Source organism: Streptomyces sp. NBC_00440 (assembly GCF_036014215.1).
Lineage (GTDB): Bacteria > Actinomycetota > Actinomycetes > Streptomycetales > Streptomycetaceae > Streptomyces.
This window is the reverse complement of record NZ_CP107921.1, coordinates 1628471-1650125: the sequence shown is the minus strand read 5'-3', so window position 1 is coordinate 1650125 and position 21655 is coordinate 1628471. Positions and strand designations below refer to the sequence as shown.

Annotated in this window: 21 protein-coding genes; 12 read left to right on the top strand and 9 right to left on the bottom strand. The window is 69.8% G+C overall.

Annotated elements, in window-relative coordinates; all coding sequences use genetic code 11:
- Positions 1 to 15: 15 nt before the first annotated feature.
- From pgl to tkt, 5 genes are read right to left on the bottom strand one after another with little or no spacing between them, the layout of a single operon-like run.
- Positions 16 to 798, bottom strand: a complete 783-nt coding sequence (gene pgl, locus OHB13_RS07470) for a 6-phosphogluconolactonase (protein WP_328376407.1) — start codon at positions 796 to 798, stop codon at positions 16 to 18.
- The gene (gene opcA, locus OHB13_RS07465; RefSeq protein WP_266858136.1) at positions 795 to 1823 is read right to left on the bottom strand and encodes a glucose-6-phosphate dehydrogenase assembly protein OpcA; all 1029 of its coding nucleotides are present in this window, start codon (positions 1821 to 1823) and stop codon (positions 795 to 797) included. Before opcA ends, pgl begins: the two co-directional genes overlap by 4 nt.
- Positions 1820 to 3343, bottom strand: a complete 1524-nt coding sequence (zwf, locus tag OHB13_RS07460; RefSeq protein WP_328376405.1) for a glucose-6-phosphate dehydrogenase — start codon at positions 3341 to 3343, stop codon at positions 1820 to 1822. Before zwf ends, opcA begins: the two co-directional genes overlap by 4 nt.
- Before the next feature lie 4 nt (positions 3344 to 3347).
- Positions 3348 to 4466 (bottom strand): transaldolase, encoded by a 1119-nt coding sequence (gene tal, locus OHB13_RS07455; RefSeq protein WP_266858140.1) that lies wholly within the window; start codon positions 4464 to 4466, stop codon positions 3348 to 3350.
- A 35-nt stretch (positions 4467 to 4501) separates the two neighbouring features.
- Complete coding sequence (gene tkt, locus OHB13_RS07450; RefSeq protein WP_328376403.1) at positions 4502 to 6589, bottom strand: transketolase; 2088 nt, start codon at positions 6587 to 6589, stop codon at positions 4502 to 4504.
- A 337-nt stretch (positions 6590 to 6926) separates the two neighbouring features.
- Here tkt and OHB13_RS07445 point away from each other — a divergent pair, with 337 nt between their 5' ends.
- From OHB13_RS07445 to OHB13_RS07435, 3 genes are all read left to right on the top strand, one after another.
- A complete protein-coding gene (locus tag OHB13_RS07445; RefSeq protein ID WP_328376401.1) occupies positions 6927 to 7874 on the top strand; it encodes a heme o synthase in 948 nt (315 codons plus the stop codon).
- 131 nt (positions 7875 to 8005) lie between these two features.
- Positions 8006 to 8356, top strand: coding sequence for a hypothetical protein (locus tag OHB13_RS07440; protein ID WP_266858146.1), 351 nt, complete (start codon positions 8006 to 8008; stop codon positions 8354 to 8356).
- Positions 8357 to 8435: 79 nt separating this feature from the next.
- A complete protein-coding gene (locus OHB13_RS07435) occupies positions 8436 to 9530 on the top strand; it encodes an amidohydrolase family protein (protein WP_328376400.1) in 1095 nt (364 codons plus the stop codon).
- A 6-nt stretch (positions 9531 to 9536) separates the two neighbouring features.
- Here the strand turns inward: OHB13_RS07435 and OHB13_RS07430 are convergent, their stop codons facing one another.
- Genes OHB13_RS07430 through OHB13_RS07420 form a run of 3 tightly spaced genes read right to left on the bottom strand, consistent with a single transcriptional unit; the run spans position 9537 to position 12277 of the window.
- Complete coding sequence (locus OHB13_RS07430) at positions 9537 to 10535, bottom strand: COX15/CtaA family protein (RefSeq protein WP_266858150.1); 999 nt, start codon at positions 10533 to 10535, stop codon at positions 9537 to 9539.
- 51 nt (positions 10536 to 10586) lie between these two features.
- Positions 10587 to 11354 carry an ABC transporter permease gene (locus tag OHB13_RS07425; protein ID WP_328376397.1) on the bottom strand — a complete coding sequence of 256 codons (768 nt, stop codon included), beginning with the start codon at positions 11352 to 11354 and terminating at the stop codon, positions 10587 to 10589.
- Complete coding sequence (locus OHB13_RS07420; protein ID WP_328376394.1) at positions 11351 to 12277, bottom strand: ABC transporter ATP-binding protein; 927 nt, start codon at positions 12275 to 12277, stop codon at positions 11351 to 11353. The genes OHB13_RS07425 and OHB13_RS07420 overlap by 4 nt, the downstream gene beginning before the upstream one ends.
- A gap of 165 nt (positions 12278 to 12442) precedes the next feature.
- Between OHB13_RS07420 and OHB13_RS07415 the strand changes: the two genes are divergently transcribed.
- The 9 genes from OHB13_RS07415 (at position 12443) to OHB13_RS07375 (ending at position 20652) form a co-directional block, all read left to right on the top strand.
- Positions 12443 to 13189, top strand: coding sequence for a helix-turn-helix transcriptional regulator (locus OHB13_RS07415; RefSeq protein ID WP_328376393.1), 747 nt, complete (start codon positions 12443 to 12445; stop codon positions 13187 to 13189).
- Entirely contained in the window at positions 13186 to 14607 is a 1422-nt protein-coding gene (sufB, locus tag OHB13_RS07410; protein ID WP_164263422.1) for a Fe-S cluster assembly protein SufB, read from the top strand. Before OHB13_RS07415 ends, sufB begins: the two co-directional genes overlap by 4 nt.
- Before the next feature lie 59 nt (positions 14608 to 14666).
- On the top strand, positions 14667 to 15848 hold the full coding sequence (gene sufD / locus OHB13_RS07405; protein ID WP_328376391.1) for a Fe-S cluster assembly protein SufD: 1182 nt from the start codon (positions 14667 to 14669) through the stop codon (positions 15846 to 15848).
- Complete coding sequence (locus OHB13_RS07400; RefSeq protein WP_266858160.1) at positions 15848 to 16168, top strand: bifunctional 3-phenylpropionate/cinnamic acid dioxygenase ferredoxin subunit; 321 nt, start codon at positions 15848 to 15850, stop codon at positions 16166 to 16168. Before sufD ends, OHB13_RS07400 begins: the two co-directional genes overlap by 1 nt.
- Before the next feature lie 7 nt (positions 16169 to 16175).
- Entirely contained in the window at positions 16176 to 16940 is a 765-nt protein-coding gene (gene sufC, locus OHB13_RS07395; protein ID WP_266858162.1) for a Fe-S cluster assembly ATPase SufC, read from the top strand.
- Entirely contained in the window at positions 16937 to 18193 is a 1257-nt protein-coding gene (locus tag OHB13_RS07390; RefSeq protein WP_328376390.1) for a cysteine desulfurase, read from the top strand. The genes sufC and OHB13_RS07390 overlap by 4 nt, the downstream gene beginning before the upstream one ends.
- 75 nt (positions 18194 to 18268) lie before the next feature.
- Positions 18269 to 18724, top strand: coding sequence for a Fe-S cluster assembly sulfur transfer protein SufU (gene sufU, locus OHB13_RS07385; protein WP_266858166.1), 456 nt, complete (start codon positions 18269 to 18271; stop codon positions 18722 to 18724).
- Positions 18721 to 19059, top strand: a complete 339-nt coding sequence (locus OHB13_RS07380; RefSeq protein WP_164263434.1) for a metal-sulfur cluster assembly factor — start codon at positions 18721 to 18723, stop codon at positions 19057 to 19059. The genes sufU and OHB13_RS07380 overlap by 4 nt, the downstream gene beginning before the upstream one ends.
- Before the next feature lie 255 nt (positions 19060 to 19314).
- Positions 19315 to 20652: a hypothetical protein gene (locus OHB13_RS07375; protein WP_328380234.1), complete on the top strand. Its 1338-nt coding sequence runs from the start codon at positions 19315 to 19317 to the stop codon at positions 20650 to 20652.
- Here the strand turns inward: OHB13_RS07375 and OHB13_RS07370 are convergent.
- Positions 20636 to 21652, bottom strand: a complete 1017-nt coding sequence (locus OHB13_RS07370; RefSeq protein ID WP_328376387.1) for a DUF7847 domain-containing protein — start codon at positions 21650 to 21652, stop codon at positions 20636 to 20638. The genes OHB13_RS07375 and OHB13_RS07370 overlap by 17 nt on opposite strands.
- Between the last annotated feature and the right edge of the window lie 3 nt (positions 21653 to 21655).

Here is a 21655-nt window from a genome sequence, read left to right as displayed (position 1 = left end):
GGCGGCCGGCCGGTGTCAGGCGGTGGCCGGCGCGTAGAGCTGCGGCGGCAGCTGCGAAGCGGCCGCCGTGTCGAGGAGCCACAGCGTCCTGCTGCGGCCCCGGGCGCCCGCTGCCGGGGCCTGGACCTCACCGGCCCCGGAGAGGGCGAGAGCCGCGGCCCCCGCCTTGTCCTCGCCCGCCGCGAGCAGCCACACCTCACGTGCGGCCCGGATCGCGGGCAGCGTCAGCGACAGCCGCACCGGCGGCGGCTTGGGCGCACCGTGCACGCCCACGACGGTGCGTACGGTCTCCCGTACGGCCGGGAGCTCGGGGAAGAGCGAGGCCACATGCGCGTCCGGGCCCACCCCCAGCATCAGCACGTCGAACGACGGCACGTCGCCGTGGTCCTCAGGACCCGCCGCCGCGGCCAGCTCCGCCGCGTACGAAGCGGCGGCCGCCTCCACGTCGCTGCCGTACGGGCCGTCCGAAGCGGCCATGGCGTGCACCCGCTCGGGGGCCACGTCCACCGAGTCGAGCAGCGCGGCCCGCGCCTGGGTGACGTTCCGCTCGGGGTCGCCCTCCGGCAGGAAGCGCTCGTCGCCCCACCACAGGTCGATCCGCGACCAGTCGACGGCGTCCCGCGCGGGCGCCTCGGCGAGGGCCGCGAGCAGCCCGTTGCCGTTGCGCCCGCCGGTGAGCACCACCGAAGCGGAGCCGCGGGCGGCCTGGGCGTCCACGATCTTCGTGATCAGCCGGGCCGCCGCGGCCTGGGCCATCAGCTCCTTGTCGCGGTGGACGACGAGCTGCGGCGCACTCACTTCGACGCCGCCTTCTTTGCGGGTGCCTTCTTCGCGGCGGCGGCCTTCTCGGGCTTCTCCGCCCCCTCGGCCGTGTCCCCGCCATCCTGCTTCGGCGCGGGGGTGACCAGCCGGTCCACGCCGTACTTCAGCGAGGCCGCGTAGGTGTCGTCCGGGTCCAGCCTGCGCAGCTCCTCGGCGAGCAGCTCCGAGGTCTCCCGGCGCTTCAGCGCCACCGCGCGGTCCGGCTGGCCCTCCATGCAGAGCGTGGCCAGCGAACCGTCGGGGCGGTCCAGCACGATCTCGCCGTGGTCCGTCTGCATCCGTACGGCCGTGAGACCGGGTCCGGACGAGATGGAACGGGTCACCGGTACGTCGAGCCGGTCGGCGAGCCACATCGCGAGCAGCTCACAGCTCGGATTGAACTCCTCGCCCTCCACCTCGGCGCCCTTCACCCGGCTCGGCACCTGGTCCAGCGCCGCGGCGAGCATCGAACGCCAGGGGGTGATGCGCGACCATGCCAGGTCCGTGTCGCCCGGGGTGTAGGCGGCGGCGCGGCCCGAGAGCTCGGCGATGGGCTGCTCGGCGGCGTACGAGTCGGTGACACGGCGCTGGCCGAGCGCACCGAGCGGGTCCTTCGCCGGGTCGAGCGGCGCGTTCACCGGCCACCAGACCACCACGGGGGCGTCCGGCAGCAGCAGCGGCAGCACCACCGACTGGGCGTGGTGCAGCACCTCGCCGTACATCCGCAGGACGACGGTCTCGCCGCTGCCCGCGTCCGTACCGACCCGGATCTCCGCGTCGAGCCGGGCCGCGGCCCGGTCGCGCGGGGAGCGGGAGACCCGCTTGACGACCACGAGGGTGCGCGAGGGGTGCTCGCGCGACGCGTCGTTGGCCGCCTTGAGCGCGTCGTAGGCGTTCTCCTCGTCGGTCACGATGACGAGGGTCAGCACCATGCCGACGGCGGGGGTGCCGACGGCGCGGCGCCCCTCCACCAGTGCCTTGTTGACCTTGCTGGCTGTGGTTTCCGTCAGATCGATTTTCATGGCCGACGCCAGCTCCGTCCTTCTCGTGCGAGCATTTCGTCCGCCTCGGCCGGTCCCCAGGTGCCCGACTCGTACTGCGCGGGCTTTCCGTGGCTGTCCCAGTACTGCTCGATCGGGTCGAGGATCCGCCAGGACTGCTCGACCTCCTCCAGGCGCGGGAAGAGGTTCGAGTCGCCGAGCAGCACATCGAGGATGAGCCGCTCGTACGCCTCCGGGCTGGACTCGGTGAAGGACTCGCCGTACGCGAAGTCCATCGACACGTCCCGGATCTCCATCGAGGTGCCGGGCACCTTGGAGCCGAACCGCATCGTGATGCCCTCGTCGGGCTGGACGCGGATGACGATCGCGTTCTGGCCCAGCTCCTCCGTCGCCGTGTGGTCGAACGGGGAGTGCGGGGCGCGCTGGAAGACCACGGCGATCTCGGTGACGCGGCGGCCCAGGCGCTTGCCGGTGCGGAGGTAGAAGGGGACGCCCGCCCAGCGGCGGTTGTCGATCTCCAGCCGCACCGCGGCGTAGGTGTCGGTCGTCGACTTGGGGTCGATGCCGTCTTCCTGGAGGTAGCCGACGGCCTGCTCGCCGCCCTGCCAGCCCGCGGCGTACTGGCCGCGCACGGTCTCCTTGCCGAGGTCCTTGGGCAGCCTGACGGCGCCCAGCACCTTGGTCTTCTCGGCCACCAGCGCATGGGCGTCGAAGGAGGCGGGCTCCTCCATCGCGGTCAGCGCGAGCAGCTGGAGCAGGTGGTTCTGGATGACGTCACGGGCGGCGCCGATGCCGTCGTAGTACCCGGCCCGGCCGCCGATGCCGATGTCCTCGGCCATGGTGATCTGGACGTGGTCGACGTACGACCGGTTCCAGATCGGCTCGAAGAGGGTGTTGGCGAAGCGGAGCGCCAGGATGTTCTGGACGGTCTCCTTGCCGAGGTAGTGGTCGATCCGGAAGACCTCGTTCGGCGGAAAGACCTCGTGCACGACCTTGTTGAGCTCCTGGGCGCTCTTCAGGTCGTGGCCGAACGGCTTCTCGATGACCGCGCGGCGCCAGGAGCCGTTCCGCTGGTCGGCGAGACCGTGCTTCTTGAGCTGCTGGACGACCTTGGGGAAGAACTTGGGCGGGACCGACAGGTAGAAGGCGAAGTTGCCTCCGGTGCCCTGCTGCTTGTCCAGCTCCTCGATCGTCGACTTGAGGGTGGCGAACGCCGCGTCGTCGTCGAAGTCGCCCTGGACGAAGCGCATCCCCTGGATGAGCTGCTGCCAGACCTCCTCGCGGAACGGCGTCCTGGCGTGCTCCTTGACCGAGTCGTGGACCACCTGGGCGAAGTCCTCGTCCTCCCAGTCGCGGCGCGCGAACCCGATGAGCGAGAAGCCCGGCGGGAGCAGGCCGCGATTGGCCAGGTCGTAGACAGCGGGCATCAGCTTTTTACGGGACAAATCACCCGTGACGCCAAAAATGACCAGGCCCGACGGCCCCGCGATACGCGGGAGCCGTCGGTCCGCAGCGTCACGCAGCGGGTTGCTGCTTGACAAGGTTTCAGCCCTTCGCAGGGGCGAGGCGTTCGAGCTCTGCCTCAGTGGACTTGAGCAGGTCGTTCCAGGAGGTCGCGAACTTCTCGACACCCTCGTCCTCCAGGACCTGTACGACATCGTCGTACGAGATCCCGAGCTTCTCCACGGCATCGAGCTCGGCGCGGGCCTGCTCGTAGGTGCCGGAAACCGCGTTGCCGGTGATCTCGCCATGGTCGGCGGTGGCGTCGAGCGTCGCCTCCGGCATGGTGTTCACCGTGTTGGGCGCGACCAGGTCCACGACGTACATCGTGTCGCGGTACGCCGGGTCCTTGACGCCGGTCGACGCCCACAGCGGACGCTGCTTGTTGGCGTGCGCCTTGTCGAGGGCGGCCCAGCGGTCGGAGGAGAAGACCTCCTCGTACGCCTGGTAGGCGAGCCGCGCGTTGGCCACGGCGGCCTTGCCCTTGAGGGCCTTGGCCTCGTCGGTGCCCAGGGCGTCCAGCCGCTTGTCGATCTCGGTGTCCACGCGGGACACGAAGAAGGAGGCGACCGAGTGGATCTTGGAGAGGTCCAGGCCGGCGGCCTTGGCCTTCTCCAGGCCCGCCAGGTAGGCGTCCATGACCGCGAGGTAACGCTCCAGCGAGAAGATCAGCGTGACGTTGACGCTGATGCCCCGGCCGATGGTCTCGGTGATGGCCGGCAGGCCGGCCTTGGTCGCCGGGATCTTGATGAGCGTGTTCGGGCGGTCCACCAGCCAGGCGAGCTGCTTGGCCTCGGCGACCGTGGCCGTGGTGTGGTGGGCGAGACGCGGGTCGACCTCGATGGAGACCCGGCCGTCCTGGCCGTCCGTCGCGTCGAAGACCGGGCGCAGGATGTCGGCGGCGTCACGGACGTCCGCCGTCGTGATCATGCGGATGGCCTCCTCGACGGTGACCTTCCGGGCCGCGAGGTCGGTGAGCTGCTGGTCGTAGCCGTCGCCCTGCGAGATCGCCTTCTGGAAGATCGACGGGTTGGTGGTGACACCCACCACGTGCTGCTGGTCGATCAGTTCGGCGAGGTTGCCGGATGTGATGCGCTTGCGCGAAAGGTCGTCGAGCCAGATCGCGACGCCTTCGTCGGAGAGGCGCTTGAGTGCGTCTGTCATGGGAATTGCATCTCCTACTTGTTCGTATATAAGCGTCAGCGCGCTGCGGCTTCGAGCGATTCCCTGGCGGCTTGGGCGACGGCCTCGGCGGTGAAGCCGAACTCGCGGAAGAGGACCTTGCCGTCGGCGGACGCACCGTAGTGCTCCAGCGACACGATCCGGCCCGCGTCACCGACGAAGCGGTGCCAGGTCAGACCGATACCGGCCTCGACGGCCACCCGCGCCTTGACGGCCGGCGGCAGCACCGAGTCGCGGTACGCCTGGTCCTGCTCCTCGAACCATTCGACGCACGGCATCGAGACCACCCGGGTCGGAACGCCGGCGGCCTGGAGCTGCTCACGCGCCTCGACGGCCAGCTGGACCTCGGAGCCGGTGCCGATCAGGACGACCTCGGGCGCGCCGCCCTCGGCGTCGAACAGCACGTAACCGCCCTTGGCCACACCGTCGTTCGCCTCGTACACCGGCACACCCTGGCGGGTGAGCGCGAAGCCGTGCGGGGCTCCCTTGCCGAACACCTTGGTGTAGCGCTGGAGGACCTCGCGCCAGGCGATGACCGTCTCGTTGGCGTCCGCCGGGCGGATCAGGTTCAGGCCCGGGATGGCGCGCAGGGCGGCCAGGTGCTCCACCGGCTGGTGGGTCGGGCCGTCCTCGCCGACGCCGACCGAGTCGTGCGTCCACACATAGGTGACCGGCAGGTGCATCAGCGCGGAGAGCCGTACGGCGTTGCGCATGTAGTCGGAGAACACCAGGAAGGTGCCGCCGTAGATGCGGGTGTTGCCGTGCAGCGCGATGCCGTTCATCTCCGCGGCCATGGCGTGCTCGCGGATACCGAAGTGGACCGTGCGGCCGTACGGGTCGGCGCCCGGCAGCGGGTTCCCCTCGGGCAGGAAGGACGACGTCTTGTCGATCGTCGTGTTGTTCGACCCGGCGAGGTCGGCCGAGCCGCCCCACAGCTCCGGGATGACCGCGCCCAGCGCTTCGAGCGCCTTGCCGGAGGCGGCGCGGGTGGCGATGGAGGCGCCGGTCTCGAACGCGGGCAGCTCCTTCGTCCAGCCCTCGGGCAGCTCGCCCGCCCTGACCCGGTCGAACCGGGCGGCGTGCTCCGGGTTGGCGGTGCGCCAGGCGGCGAAGCCCTTCTCCCAGACGGCCCTGGCCTCACGGCCGCGGTCCAGCAGGGCGCGGGTGTGCGCCAGGACCTCGTCCGACACGTCGAAGGACTTCTCCGGGTCGAAGCCGAGGATCTTCTTGGTCGCGGCGACCTCTTCGTCGCCGAGCGCCGAGCCGTGCGCCGCGCCGGTGTTCTGGGCGTGCGGGGCCGGCCAGGCGATGATCGAGCGCATCGCGATGAACGACGGGCGCCCGGTCTCGGCCTTGGCGGCCTGGAGCGCCGCGTACAGGGCGGCCGGGTCGAGGTCGCCGTTCGCCTTCGGCGCCACACGCTGGACGTGCCAGCCGTACGCCTCGTAGCGCGCGCAGGTGTCCTCGGACACCGCGGTCTCGGTGTCGCCCTCGATCGAGATGTGGTTGTCGTCCCACAGCAGCACGAGGTTGCCGAGCTTCTGGTGGCCGGCGAGCGAGGACGCCTCGGACGAGATGCCCTCCTGGAGGCAGCCGTCGCCGGCGATCGCGTAGATGAAGTGGTCGAACGGGGAGGTGCCGGGGGCAGCCTCCGGGTCGAAGAGACCGCGCTCGTACCGGGCGGCCATGGCCATGCCCACGGCGTTGGCGACACCCTGGCCCAGCGGGCCTGTGGTGGTCTCCACGCCGGTGGTGTGTCCGTACTCCGGGTGCCCCGGGGTCTTGGAGCCCCACGTACGGAACGCTTCGAGGTCTGCCAGCTCCAGGCCGAATCCGGCCAGGTAGAGCTGGGTGTAGAGGGTCAGCGAGGAGTGACCGGCCGAGAGGACGAACCGGTCACGACCGGTCCACTCGGGGTCCGCCGGGTCGTGCCGCATCACCTTCTGGAAGAGGGTGTACGCGGCCGGGGCCAGGCTCATGGCCGTACCGGGATGGCCGTTGCCGACCTTCTGTACGGCGTCCGCGGCCAGCACGCGGGCGGTGTCGACGGCCCGCTGGTCCAATTCGGTCCACGCGAGTTCAGTGGTGGTCGGCTTGGTACTCACCCTGGGTCAGGGCTCCTCTCCACATATGTAATCCCGGTTACGTTCGGTGCACCGGGCGTTGTCGAGCCTACCCCCGTAGCAACGCCCCTTTTTTCGAGTTCCCGCCGGTGGCAGACAGACACTTCCCAGGGTGCGGGCGCGGCCGCCGATCCGCCCGTCGAAGAGCGCACGTCCGCTCGTAAGAGCCCCCCTTTCCACCCCGAACTACAGGCCCAACACGACCGCACCCCCGGGGATGGCGACGTATGGGCAACGTCTAGAGTGGCGTGGTACGCGCAAGTCTTTACCGGCCCTTCACGGTCGGAACTTGCTGGGAAATTCTCTGTCAGGGGTGTACGTGACGGCCGTCGAGTCCCGACCCGCAGGGGTCGTCCTGACTCCCAGCCCGGGGGCCCATCGGCCATTCGGGGCCCGTGTCAAGGGTTTTGTGGCGCTGACCAAGCCGCGGATCATCGAACTGCTGCTGATCACCACCGTTCCGGTGATGTTCCTCGCCAAGCAGGGCGTGCCCAATCTGTGGCTCGTCCTGGCGACCTGCTTCGGCGGATATCTCTCCGCCGGCGGCGCCAACGCGTTCAACATGTTCATCGACCGCGACATCGACGCGCTGATGGACCGCACGTCGCAGCGTCCGCTGGTCACCGGCATGGTCTCGCCGCGTGAGTGCCTGGTCTTCGCCTTCGCGCTGGCCACCGTCTCCACGCTCTGGTTCGGGCTGCTCGTCAACTGGTTCTCGGCGGCGCTCTCGCTGGGCGCGCTCCTCTTCTACGTCGTCGTCTACACGATGATCCTCAAGCGCCGCACCTCGCAGAACATCGTCTGGGGCGGCATCGCGGGCTGTATGCCGGTGCTCATCGGCTGGTCCTCGGTCACGGACTCGATGTCGTGGGCCCCGGTCATCCTCTTCCTGGTGATGTTCTTCTGGACGCCGCCCCACTACTGGCCGCTGTCGATGCGGGTCAAGGACGACTACGCCCGCGTCGGGGTCCCGATGCTGCCGGTGATCGCCACCAACCAGGTCGTGGCCAAGCAGATCGTCATCTACAGCTGGGCGATGGTCGTCGTCTCGCTGCTGCTGACCCCGCTCGGCTACACGGGCTGGTTCTACACGGTGGTGGCCGTGCTGGCCGGCGCCTTCTGGCTGCGGGAGGCGCACGCGCTGCGGAACCGGGCCAAGAGCGGGGTGACGGGCCCCAAGCTCAAGGAGATGCGGCTCTTCCACTGGTCCATCACCTATGTCTCGCTGCTCTTCGTGGCGGTCGCGGTGGACCCCTTCCTGCGGTAGGCCCCGCGTTGTCCCGCGGCACGGACGCTCGTCCGGTCCGCTCCGGTACTTCCCGATATGGGCAGGTGCAGTGGTTCACGCCACTGCACCTGCCCATGTCGCGTCCCACTACCCGCTAGTAGCATGCGGCCATGGCAGATACGCAGGTTGACGAGAAGCGGGACGCCCGAGCCGACCGGAAGACGGCCAGGCTCGCCCGGCAGATCCAGGCCTTCGGCCGGGAGCACGGCGGCGCCGAGGCGCAGCTCGCGTACATCGGTGAACGCGGCGCCCGCATCGTGCTGGTCGGCGAGGACGGCGGCTGGGGAGACCTGGTGGCACCGTCGTACGCCATGGCGCAGAGCGCGACCGAGCAGGCGGGGGTCACCGTCCACGAGTCCTTCGACGGCGATCTCGCCGCCAAGGTCCGCACCGGCCCGTACGAGTGGAAGCGGATGGCCGGTATCCAGCTCGGCGGCTCCCGGGCCGGCGCAGACCGCTGAGGGCAGCGGCCGAGGCCAACACCTGGGGGCGGGTTTCCGCGTTAGGGCTGGAGGAGAACAGCCCGAAGCGGAGGCCCGGATGATCGAGACACCCTGCCTGGTGGACCAGTACTGCCACGGCGTGCTCCGCACCGAACTCGGCCTCGGGACCTTCGAGGCGCACCTCGGCAGCACCCCCGGGCCGCCCGCCCCCGGCACCACCTTCTTCGACACCCAGACCGGCTTCGCCGTACGCCGCTGGTGCCCGCCGCTGCTCGGCCTCGAACCGCACTGCGCCCCGGCGCGCTACCTCGCCCGCCGCCGGGAACTCGGCGTGCCGGAGGTGGGCAGACGGCTGCTGCGCTCCAGCGGCATCAGCACCTATCTGGTGGACACCGGGCTGCCGGGCGATCTCACGGGTCCCGCCGAGATGGCATCAGCCGGCGACGCCGACGCCCACGAGATCGTCCGCCTCGAACTCCTCGCCGAGCAGGTCGCCGACACCTCGGGCACCGTCGACTCCTTCCTCGCGAATCTCGCCGAGGCGGTGCACGGAGCGGCCGGCTCCGCCGTGGCCTTCAGCTCGGTGGCCCCGGTACGGCACGGACTCGCCCTGGCGCCCGACCCGCCGGGCGCCGGCGAGGTGCGCGGCGCCGCGGGGCGCTGGCTCGCGGACCGACAGGTCGGCGGCAGCCTCACCGATCCGGTGCTGCTGCGCCATCTGCTGTGGAACGCCGTCGCGTCCGGCCGCCCGCTCCAGCTGCACATCGGGGCGGGCGACCCGCTGCTGCTGACGGACCTCATCGTCGCCGCGACCGGACTCGGCACCGATCTGGTGCTGCTGCACGGCTATCCGTACCACCGGCAGGCCGCGCAGCTGGCGAGCGTCCACCCGCATGTGTACGCAGACCTGGGCCCGGCCCTGGCGCACACGGGGGCGCGGGCCGCTGTCGTGCTCGCGGAGATCCTGGAGCTGGCGCCGTTCGGGAAGCTGCTGTTCTCCAGCGGCGCCCGGGGGCTTCCCGAGCTGCATGTGGTGCGTGCGCGGGTGTTCCGGGAAGCGCTGGCCCGGACGCTGGGCGGCTGGGTCGAGGACGGCGCCTGGTCGCACACCGACGCGACACGGGTCGCCGGAATGATCGCGGCAGGCAACGCGCGCCGCGTCTACGGCCTCGAAGGGGCGGACTGCCAGTGAAGCCGTCTAGACGGCGGTGAGCGCCGAGTTCTCCGACTGCGCGGGGATCTCCGCACCGGACAGCGGCCGCTCGCGGAGCGAGAGCAGCACCCGCAGTACACCGATCCACACCAGCGACGCGCCGAACATGTGCAGCCCGACCAGGACCTCGGGGGTGTGGGTGAAGTACTGGACGTAGCCGATCACGCCCTGGCCCATCAGGATCAGGAAGAGATCGCGGGCCCGGTGCAGCGGTCCGACAGGCGCGTCCACCGCCTTCAGTACGAACCAGAGCGCCGCGGTGAGCGCCACCACGACCCAGGCGAAGTCGGCGTGCAGCTGCGCGATCATCGCCCAGTCGACCGGGATGCGCTCCACCTCGCTGGTGTCGCCCGCGTGCCGCCCCGCTCCCGAGACGACCGTACCGACCGCGATCAGCCCGGCCGACGCCACGACGAGCAGCCAGGTCAGCTGGACGACCGCCCTGCCCACCAGGGGACGGGGTGCGCCGTCGCCCTCACGGACCCGCTGCCAGGTCACCACGGCGACCGTGAGCAGCGCGGTGGCCAGCAGGAAGTGCAGGGCCACGGTGTACGGGTTCAGGCCGACCAGCACCACGATGCCGCCCAGCACGGCGTTGCCCATGACCACCCAGAACTGGGCCCAGCCGAGCCGGGTCACCGAGCGCCGCCACGGCTTCTCCGAGCGGGCGGCGATGATCGTCCAGCCGACCGCCGCGCACAGGACGTACGTCAGCATCCGGTTGGAGAACTCGATGGCTCCGTGGAAGCCCATCGCGCTGGTCGTGGTGAGGCTCTGGTCGGTGCACTTGGGCCAGGTCGGGCAGCCGAGGCCGGAACCCGTGAGCCGCACTGCCCCGCCAGCGACGATGATGATCACAGCCAGCACGACGGCCGAGAGCGCCGCGCGCTGCACGGTCCGGGGGCCCGGAGTCCAGCGGTCGGCGATGAAGGCGAGTGGATTGCGCACGGCGCCAACGGCTTCGGCGCGGGTCAGTTTCGGCACGGGGACATCGTAGGCCGGGCGCTTGTGCGTACTTTCACGAGGGGGCGCTTTCTACTCCCATCGGAAGTACCGGGCGGCCGCGCCCAGTCCGAGCACCGCCCACACCGCGACGATCCCCAGATCGCCCCACGGCATCGAAGCGCCGTGCTGCAGGACGTCCCGCAGGCCGTCGGAGAGCGCCGAGACCGGCAGCAGCTCCAGTACGGACCTGACGCCGGCGGGGAACTTGTCCATCGGCACGATCACCCCGCCGCCGACGAGCAGCAGCAGGAAGACGAGGTTGGCCGCGGCCAGCGTGGCCTCCGCCTTGAGCGTTCCCGCCATCAGCAGGCCCAGGCCCGAGAAGGCGGCCGTACCGAGGACGAGCAGCAGCAGGACGGCGAACGGATTGCCGTGCGGCGACCAGCCGAGCAGCAGCGCGATCACGGTCAGCAGGACGATCTGAAGGACCTCGGTGACGATCACGGCCAGCGTCTTGGAGGCCATCAGCGCCCAGCGGGGGAGCGGTGAGGCGCCGAGCCGCTTGAGCACCCCGTACCTGCGCTCGAAACCGGTCGCGATGGCCTGCCCGGTGAAGGCCGTGGACATCACGGCGAGTGCCAGGATGCCCGGGGCCAGGAAGTCCACGGACTTGCCGGCTCCGGTGTCGACGATGTCGACCGCGGAGAAGAGGACCAGCAGCAGCGACGGGATGATCACGGTCAGCAGCAGCTGCTCACCGTTGCGCAGCAGCATCTTCGTCTCGAAGGCGGTCTGCGCGGTGATCATGCGGGACAGCGGGGCCGCCCCCGGCCGCGGGGTGTACGTACCGGCGCTCATGCGCGCAGCTCCTTGCCGGTCAGTTCCAGGAAGACGTCTTCGAGGGTGTGGCGCTCGACCGAGATGCGGTCCGGCAGCACACCGTGCTGGGCGCACCAGGAGGTGACGGTGGCGAGCAGCTGGGGGTCGACCGTACCGGTGATCCGGTAGGCGCCCGGGGTCAGCTCGGCGGCCGCCGAGCCGTCCGGGAGCGCCTTCAGCAGCGAGCCGACGTCGAGCCCGGGCCGTCCGCCGAAGCGCAGGGTGTTCTCGGCGCCGCCGCGGCAGAGCTGCTCGGGGGTGCCGTGCACGACGGCCCGGCCCGCGTCGATGATCGCCACCTCGTCGGCGAGCTGCTCGGCCTCGTCCATGAAGTGGGTGGTGAGCACCGTCGTCACCCCGTCCGCGCGCAGCTCCCGTACGAGATCCCAGGTGGACCTGCGGGCCTGCGGGTCGAGGCCGGCGGTCGGTTCGTCCAGGAAGATCAGCTCGGGGCGGCCCACGACGGCCATCGCGAGGGCGAGCCGCTGCTGCTGCCCGCCGGAGAGCCTGCGGTACGTCGTGCGGCCGCAGCTCTCCAGGCCGAGCCGCTCGATGAGCGAGTCGACATCGAGGGGGTGCGCGTGCAGTTTCGCCATGTGGCGCAGCATCTCGTCGGCGCGGGCGCCGGAGTAGACGCCGCCGGACTGGAGCATCACCCCGATCCGGGGGCGCAGCCGGGCCGCGTCGGCCACCGGGTCGAGACCCAGGACCCGGACGGTGCCGGCGTCGGCGCGGCGGTAGCCCTCGCAGGTCTCGACGGTGGTGGTCTTGCCTGCGCCGTTGGGCCCGAGTACGGCGGTGACAGTGCCCGTGCCGACCGTGAGGTCCAGGCCGTCCACAGCGGTCTTGGCGCCGTACCGCTTGACGAGGCCGCGTACCTCAACGGCGGGATCTGTACTCATACGGGGGAGTCTACGAAGCGGGCGGGGCGCGGATCGTGCAGGGGCCCGAGGCCATGGGGGAACAGGCATCCGGCCCTGTTTAGGTAGCCCTAAGTGATCGAGGCCACCGCTGGAGTCCCCGATCTTCACTTGTCGCGCACCGGTGAATTACGCAACAATGGCGTTGTGAAAAACGTCGGCGAGGCTCCAGTCCGTGAGACTGCCCAGGAGGAACTCGCGACCGGTGAGCGGTCCACCCGCAACCGGGTCGCGCGCTCCATCCTGGACCACGGCCCGTCCACCGTCACCGAACTGGCAGGACGCCTCGGGCTCACCCCGGCGGCTGTCCGCCGCCATCTCGACGCCCTGGTCACCGACGATGTGGTCGCCGCCCGCGAGCAGCGGGTGTACGGCGCCAGGACCCGGGGCCGTCCCGCCAAGGTCTTCGCGCTGACCGACTGCGGCCGCGACGCCTTCGACCAGTCCTACGACCAGCTCGCCGCCGACGCGCTGCGGTGGATCGCCCGGCGCTCCGGTGACGACGAGGTCATGGCGTTCGCCCGTGACCGGCTCGACACCCAGGCGGAGGCCTACCGCGAGGCCATCGACGCCGCGGCGCCGGAGAACCGCGCCGAGGCTCTGGCCAAGGCGTTGACCGCCGACGGGTACGCTGCTACGGCGCGAAGCGCCCCGGTCGGCGAGCAGCTGTGCCAGCACCACTGCCCGGTGGCCCATGTCGCCGAGCAGTTCCCGCAGCTGTGCGAGGCGGAGACCGAGGTCTTCTCCCGCCTGCTCGGGACCCATGTGCAGCGTCTCGCCACCATCGCCCACGGCGACGGTGTGTGCACGACGTTCATTCCCAAGAACGCCCATCAAGCCCATCAGGTAAACGACTCAGCATCCGCCAGCACGGCCGGGAGGAACCCCGCATGACTCTCCCCACGGAGACTGCCCACCCCGAACTCGAGGGCCTGGGTACGTACGAATTCGGCTGGGCCGACTCCGACGTGGCAGGTGCCGCGGCCAAGCGCGGCCTGTCCGAAGCTGTCGTCCGCGACATCTCGGCGAAGAAGAACGAGCCCGAGTGGATGCTGAAGCTGCGTCTCAAGGGCCTCAAGCTCTTCGGCAAGAAGCCCATGCCGAGCTGGGGCTCCGACCTGTCGGGCATCGACTTCGAGAACATCAAGTACTTCGTACGGTCCACCGAGAAGCAGGCGGAGTCCTGGGAGGACCTGCCGGAGGACATCAAGAAGACGTACGACAAGCTCGGCATCCCGGAGGCGGAGAAGCAGCGCCTCGTCGCGGGTGTCGCCGCCCAGTACGAGTCCGAGGTCGTGTACCACCAGATCAACGAGGAGCTGGAGGCGCAGGGTGTCATCTTCATGGACACCGACACCGCGCTGAAGGAGCACCCGGAGCTCTTCCAGGAGTACTTCGGCACGGTGATCCCGGTCGGCGACAACAAGTTCGCCTCGCTGAACTCGGCCGTGTGGTCCGGCGGTTCGTTCATCTACGTGCCGAAGGGCGTACACGTCGAGATCCCGCTGCAGGCCTACTTCCGCATCAACACGGAGAACATGGGCCAGTTCGAGCGGACGCTGATCATCGTCGACGAGGACGCCTACGTCCACTACGTCGAGGGCTGCACAGCCCCGATCTACTCCTCGGACTCGCTGCACAGCGCCGTCGTCGAGATCATCGTGAAGAAGGGCGGCCGCTGCCGCTACACGACGATCCAGAACTGGTCGAACAACGTCTACAACCTCGTCACCAAGCGTGCCGTGGCGTACGAGGGCGCGACCATGGAGTGGGTCGACGGCAACATCGGCTCCAAGGTGACCATGAAGTACCCGGCCGTCTACCTGATGGGCGAGCACGCCAAGGGCGAGACCCTGTCGATCGCCTTCGCGGGCGAGGGCCAGCACCAGGACGCCGGCGCCAAGATGGTCCACATGGCCCCGAACACCTCCTCCAACATCGTCTCCAAGTCGGTGGCGCGAGGCGGCGGCCGTACCTCCTACCGCGGTCTGATCGAGATCGGCGAGGGCGCCGAGGGCTCCAAGTCCAACGTGCTCTGTGACGCCCTGCTCGTCGACACGGTCTCCCGCTCGGACACCTACCCCTATGTGGACGTCCGCGAGGACGACGTGTCCATGGGCCACGAGGCGACCGTCTCCAAGGTCTCCGACGACCAGCTCTTCTACCTGATGAGCCGCGGTATGACGGAGTTCGAGGCGATGGCCATGATCGTGCGCGGCTTCGTCGAGCCGATCGCCAAGGAGCTCCCCATGGAGTACGCCCTGGAGCTCAACCGGCTGATCGAGCTGCAGATGGAGGGATCGGTCGGCTAGCAGCCGCCCGCCCCTCGCCCGACCCCCGTATCCATCAGAAAGCGAGCACGACGACAGCCATGGCTGAGGCTCAGAACATTCCTGCGGGTTCCACTACCGCCGGGTCCATCGCGGTGGCTGCCGAGTCCACCGTCGCCACCCGGATGAGCGCGCCGCCGTCCTTCGACGTGGCGGACTTCCCGGTCCCGCACGGCCGCGAGGAGGAGTGGCGGTTCACTCCGCTGGAGCGGCTCCGGGGCCTGCACGACGGCACCGCCGTCGCGACCGGCGCCGGCGTCGAGGTCGAGGTGTCCGCCCCCGAGGGCGTGCACGTCGAGACCGTCGGCCGTGACGACGCCCGCATCGGCAAGGCCGGCACCCCGGTGGACCGGGTCGCCGCCCAGGCGTACTCCTCCTTCGAGAAGGCGTCGGTCGTCTCGGTGCCCAGGGAGACCGTGCTCAGCGAGCCGATCCGGATCGCCGTGCGCGGCGTCGGCGGTGTCGCCTACGGCCACCAGGTCATCGAGCTGGGCGCCTTCGCCGAAGCCCTCGTGGTCATCGACCACACCGGTGACGCGGTGCTCGCCGCCAACGTCGACTACATCCTGGGCGACGGCGCGAAGCTGACCGTCGTCTCCGTCCAGGACTGGGAGCCCGGCGCCGTCCACGTGGCGCAGCACAACGCGCTGGTGGGCAGGGACGCCTCGCTCAAGTCGGTCGTGGTCACCTTCGGCGGCGACGTCGTACGCCTCCACCCGCGCGTGCAGTACGCGGGCCCCGGCGGCGATGCCGAGCTCCTCGGGCTCTACTTCACCGACCACGGCCAGCACCAGGAGCACCGCCTCCTCGTCGACCACAACGCGCCGCACTGCCGGTCGAACGTGGCCTACAAGGGCGCGCTCCAGGGCCAGGACGCGCACGCCGTCTGGATCGGCGACGTCCTGATCAGGGCCGCCGCCGAGGGCACCGACTCGTACGAGCTGAACCGCAACCTCGTCCTCACCGACGGCGCGCGGGTCGACTCGGTCCCGAACCTGGAGATCGAGACCGGCGAGATCGCCGGCGCGGGCCACGCGTCGGCCACCGGCCGCTTCGACGACTCGCAGCTCTTCTACCTCCAGTCGCGCGGTATCCCGGAGGCCGAGGCCCGCCGTCTGGTGGTCCGCGGCTTCTTCGCCGAGCTGGTCCAGCAGATCGGTCTGCCGGACGTCGAGGAGCGCCTGCTCGACAAGATCGACGCCGAGCTGCAGGCAGCAGTCTGATGGCCGCCTTCGTCAGAGCCTGTGCGCTGAGCGAGCTGGAGGACGACACCCCGAAGCGGGTGGAGATCGACGGCACGCCGGTGTCCGTGGTCCGTACGGAAGGGGAGGTGTTCGCGATCAACGACATCTGCTCGCACGCGAACGTCTCCCTCTCCGAGGGCGAGGTCGAGGACTGCACCATCGAGTGTTGGCTGCACGGTTCCAGCTTCGACCTCCGCACCGGCAAGCCGTCCGGCCTTCCCGCGACGCGCCCCGTCCCCGTTTACCCCGTAAAGATCGAAGGGGACGATGTGCTCGTCTCCGTATCCCAGGAGTCCTGAGTCACCCATGGCAACGCTTGAAATCCGCGACCTGCACGTCTCCGTCGAAACCGAGAACGGTACGAAGGAGATCCTCAAGGGCGTCGACCTGACCGTGAAGCAGGGCGAGACCCACGCCATCATGGGCCCGAACGGCTCCGGCAAGTCGACGCTGGCGTACTCCCTCGCGGGGCACCCCAAGTACACGATCACCAGCGGCACCGTCACCCTCGACGGTGAGGACGTGCTGGAGATGACCGTCGACGAGCGGGCCCGCGCCGGCGTCTTCCTCGCCATGCAGTACCCGGTCGAGGTCCCCGGCGTCTCCGTCTCCAACTTCCTGCGTACGTCGGCCACCGCCATCCGCGGCGAGGCGCCGAAGCTCCGTACCTGGGTGAAGGAGGTCAAGACGGCCATGGAGACCCTCCAGATGGACCCGGCCTTCGCCGAGCGCAACGTCAACGAGGGCTTCTCCGGCGGTGAGAAGAAGCGCCACGAGATCCTCCAGCTGGAGCTGCTCAAGCCGAAGATCGCGATCCTCGACGAGACGGACTCCGGTCTGGACGTCGACGCGCTGCGCCAGGTCTCCGACGGCGTCAACCGCGTCCGTGAGGGCGGCGAGGTCGGCACCCTGCTGATCACCCACTACACGCGCATCCTGCGCTACATCAAGCCCGACTTCGTGCACGTCTTCGCGAACGGCCGGATCGCCGAGTCCGGCGGCCCGGAGCTCGCCGACAAGCTGGAGAACGAGGGCTACGAGGCATACACGAAGGGTGGCGCAACAGCGTGACACAGCTGCCGGGCCTCCTGGACACCGACGCGATCCGCAAGGACTTCCCCCTGCTGGATCGTGTGGTCCACGACGGGAAGAAGATCGTCTACCTGGACAACGCGGCGACCTCGCAGAAGCCGCGCCAGGTACTCGACGCGCTGAACGAGTACTACGAGCAGCACAACGCCAACGTCCACCGCGGCGTGCACGTGCTCGCGGAGGAGGCCACGGCGCTGTACGAGGGCGCCCGCGACAAGGTCGCCGCCTTCATCAACGCGCCGAGCCGCGACGAGGTGATCTTCACCAAGAACGCCTCCGAGTCGCTCAACCTCGTGGCCAACATGCTCGGCTGGGCCGACGAGCCCTACCGGGTCGACCACGAGACCGAGATCGTCATCACGGAGATGGAGCACCACTCCAACATCGTGCCGTGGCAGCTGCTCTCGCAGCGCACCGGCGCGAAGCTGAAGTGGTTCGGCCTCACCGACGACGGCCGCCTCGACCTGTCCAACGTCGAGGAGATCATCACCGAGAAGACGAAGATCGTCTCCTTCACGCTGGTCTCCAACCTGATGGGCACGGTCAACCCGGTCGAGGCGATCATCCGGCGCGCCCAGGAGGTCGGTGCGCTGGTCTGCATCGACGCCTCCCAGGCCGCACCGCACATGGTGCTCGACGTGCAGGCGCTGCAGGCCGACTTCGTGGCCTTCACCGGCCACAAGATGGTCGGCCCGACCGGGATCGGCGTCCTCTGGGGCCGTCAGGAGCTCCTGGAGGACCTCCCGCCGTTCCTCGGCGGCGGCGAGATGATCGAGACCGTGTCGATGCACTCCTCGACCTACGCCCCCGCGCCGCACAAGTTCGAGGCGGGTACGCCCCCGATCGCCCAGGCCGTCGGCCTCGGAGCGGCCGTGGACTACCTCTCGTCGATCGGCATGGACAAGATCGCCGCGCATGAGCACGCGCTCACCGAGTACGCGATGAAGCGTCTCGCCGACATCCCGGACCTGCGGTTCATCGGACCGTCCACGGCCCTGGACCGCGGCGCGACCATCTCCTTCACGCTCGGTGACATCCACCCGCACGATGTGGGCCAGGTCCTCGACGAGGAGGGCATCGCGGTCCGGGTCGGCCACCACTGCGCACGGCCGGTCTGCCTGCGGTACGGAATTCCTGCGACCACGCGAGCGTCGTTCTATCTGTACTCCACGCCCGAAGAGGTCGACGCACTGGCTGACGGGCTGGAGCACGTACGGAATTTCTTCGGCTAAGGCCTTTTCGTTTGGACCGTGCCGGGCCGGACAGGGCCGGCTACACCGACGAGGACATCGGGTAGGGACTGGATCGTGAAGCTGGATTCGATGTACCAGGAAGTGATCCTGGACCACTACAAGCACCCGCACGGGCGCGGTCTCCGTGACGGCGACGCCGAGGTGCACCACGTCAATCCGACGTGCGGCGACGAGATCACGCTGCGTGTGCGGTACGAGGGCGACCGCATCGCGGACGTGTCGTACGAGGGCCAGGGCTGCTCCATCAGCCAGGCCAGCGCGTCCGTGATGAACGAACTGCTGGTCGGCAAGGAGCTGGGCGACGCCCAGAAGATCCAGTCGACCTTCCTGGAGCTGATGCAGTCCAGGGGGCAGATCGAGCCGGACGACGCGATGGAGGAGGTACTGGAGGACGCCGTCGCGTTCGCCGGTGTCTCGAAGTACCCGGCGCGCGTCAAGTGCGCGCTGCTGAGCTGGATGGCGTGGAAGGACGCGACGGCGCAGGCGCTGTCCGAAGGGAAGACCGCATGAGTGACAACGAGACCGCCACGATGAAGCCGGCCTCCGAGGAGGAGGTCCGCGAGGCGCTGTACGACGTCGTCGACCCCGAGCTGGGGATCGACGTGGTCAACCTGGGCCTGATCTACGGCATCCACGTGGACGACGCCAACATCGCCACGCTGGACATGACGCTGACGTCCGCGGCCTGCCCGCTGACCGATGTCATCGAGGACCAGGCGAAGTCGGCCACCGAGGGCATCGTCAACGAGCTGAAGATCAACTGGGTCTGGATGCCGCCGTGGGGACCGGACAAGATCACCGACGACGGCCGCGAGCAGCTGCGCGCGCTCGGCTTCAACGTCTGACGGCGCTGCCCCCAACAGCCCTCCCCGTACTGCCGATACGGCCCCGGTGCTCCGCGCACCGGGGCCGTATTGTGCTGTTCGCGTTCCGTACGTACGGTGTGCGCGCCCCGTTGGCGCGGAGACCGGAGCCTTCTCGTCGACGACACCCCCACCGCCATCCCCCACGACGAGAGGGTCCCCGTGCAGATCTCTGCCATCCTGTTCCGCCGCTCGTTCCGTCCGAGGACCGGCATAGTGGCCGCGGCCGCGGGCGGACTGTTCTCCCTGGTCCTCACCGGCGCCAACGCCCCCGCGCACGCGGCGAGTTACGGAACGCCCACGCTCTCCCTCTCGGCCGGCTACCTCTCCGGCGCGGTCGGTGCCACCGGTGACCCGGCCGTCACCGTCACCGTGGGGCAGAGCGGTGCGGACGCCTCGGCGCTCACCGTGGCCGCTTCGGCCAGTTCCAAGTCCTCCGTCGCCGGGACCGGCGATGTCTCCGTCACGGGCAGCGGCGCCACCCGCCGGGTCACGGTCGGCGCCCGCGCACAGGGCTACACCGACCTCACTATCGAGGTCACCGGCCTCGGTGGCAAGACCGCCACCAAGACCCTGCACTACGCCGCGTCCGCCGCGGTCCAGCACAGCGCGGACACCCGCTACTTCACCGGCTCCTCCGACGCCTCCGCCGCCGTCTCCGTCGGCGGCGGCTATGTGGTGGTGGCCGACGACGAGTCCAACACCCTGCGGCTGTACGACGGTTCGACGTCCGGGGCGCCCGTGCGGACCTGGGACTTCAGCGACGAGCTCGGGGTCAAGAAGGAGATCGACATCGAGGCCGCGGCCCGGGTCGGCGACACGGTCTACTGGACGGGCTCGCTGGGCAACAACAAGGACGGCGAGTACAAGCCCGACCGCAACCGGATCTTCACCACCGAGGTCACCGGTTCGGGAGCCGCCACCCAGCTGTCCTTCGGCGGCTCGTACGCGAAGCTCCGTGACGACCTGGTCGCCTGGGACAAGGCCAACGGCGACCGTTACGGATTCGCCGCCGGCACCGAGGACGGCCAGGTCCCCAAGCAGATCGACGGATTCAACATCGAGGGGCTGGAGTTCGCGCCCGGTTCGTCCAGCACGGCCTACCTCGGCTTCCGCGCGCCCCTGGTGCCGCCGAAGAACGGCGGCAAGGCGCTCATCGTGCCGGTCACCAACATGGACAAGGTGGTCACCGGCACGAAGGCCGTCTTCGGCACACCGATCGAGCTGGACCTCGGGGGGCTCTCCATCCGGGACATCCGCAAGAACGCGGCCGGTCAGTATCTGATCGTCGCCGGTTCGTGGGCGGCCGACGACAACTCCGATCCGTACGCCCTCTACTCCTGGGACGGTGTCGCCGGGCACGCCCCCGTGGAGCGGGCCGACCTGCCGACCAGCGACCCGGGCGGCTGGGAGGCCGTGGTGGACGTCCCCGACCTGAACGCGGCCGGGGCGCGCGCCCAGCTGATCACCGACGACGGATCGGCCGACCTCTACGGGGACGGCACGGAGGCGAAGGACCTCACCCACGACGAGTGGAAGAAGTCCCGCGCCACCTGGTTCACCGTGGGGAAGTGACGTTCGGCGGCTGCTGCCCGGCGGGCTCTGCGGCCGCCGCCTCGATGAGCACCGGGCCCAGCTCCTCCCGGCGCATCCGGCGGTCGACGTAGAGCAGTCCCGTCACCAGCTGAGGGAACGTCACCGACACGATCTGGCTGAGCGTCTGGCCCAGCAGGGTGATCGCCAGATAGCTGGTGAGACCGGCCACCAGCTGGGCCGCGCTCGGGTCGGACGCGGTGTCCAGGGGAAGCCTCAGGCTGTGGAACATCCCCAGGGTGGTGAAGGGGAGCTGGATGAAGGAGCCCGCGATGGAGCCGAGCACCAGGGCCAGCAGCGAGATGCCGCAGACCCGCCACCAGGCGCCCCGCACCAGCCGGACCGATCGGCGCAGTGCGCCGATCGGCCCCTGGCGCTCGAAGACCACGGCGGCCGGTGCCAGGCTGAAAAGCACCCACAGCCATACGCCCAGCGGCAGCAGGACCAGCCCGCCGAGCACGCCCACCACCACCGCCACGGCGATGCTGTGCGCACCGACCGTCGCGACGACGACGGCGACCACTGCCCCCGCGACCAGCAGCAGCGGCACGAGGGTGATCAGCCCGCTCAGCAGCACGGTGCCCAGCACCGGAAGCACCCGCGACCAGGCCCGCCGCCAGACGGCCCGGAAGGATGCCGGCCGGCCGAGCACCGCTTCCTGCAGCACGCTCGCACTGGTCGCGTAGACCATGGCGGTGCAGACCATGGTCAGCAGCGCGGTGCCGAGCAGCACCCCGGCGAACCCCAGCACCACGGGACCGGCCTGGCCCCAGGTGACGTCGGACGCCTCGGGTGCGTGGACGATGCCGTGGATCCGGTCGGAGAGCGACGCGTAGAGGACCGCGAGCGCCGCCGCGATGACCGCGGCGGCGCCGCCGTACACCACCGCTGCCACGCCGAACAGCTGCTTCCAGTAGCGGCCGGCCGTGGATATCGCGCCGTTGAGGATGTCGCTGAGCTGCAACGGCTGCAGGGGTATCACGCC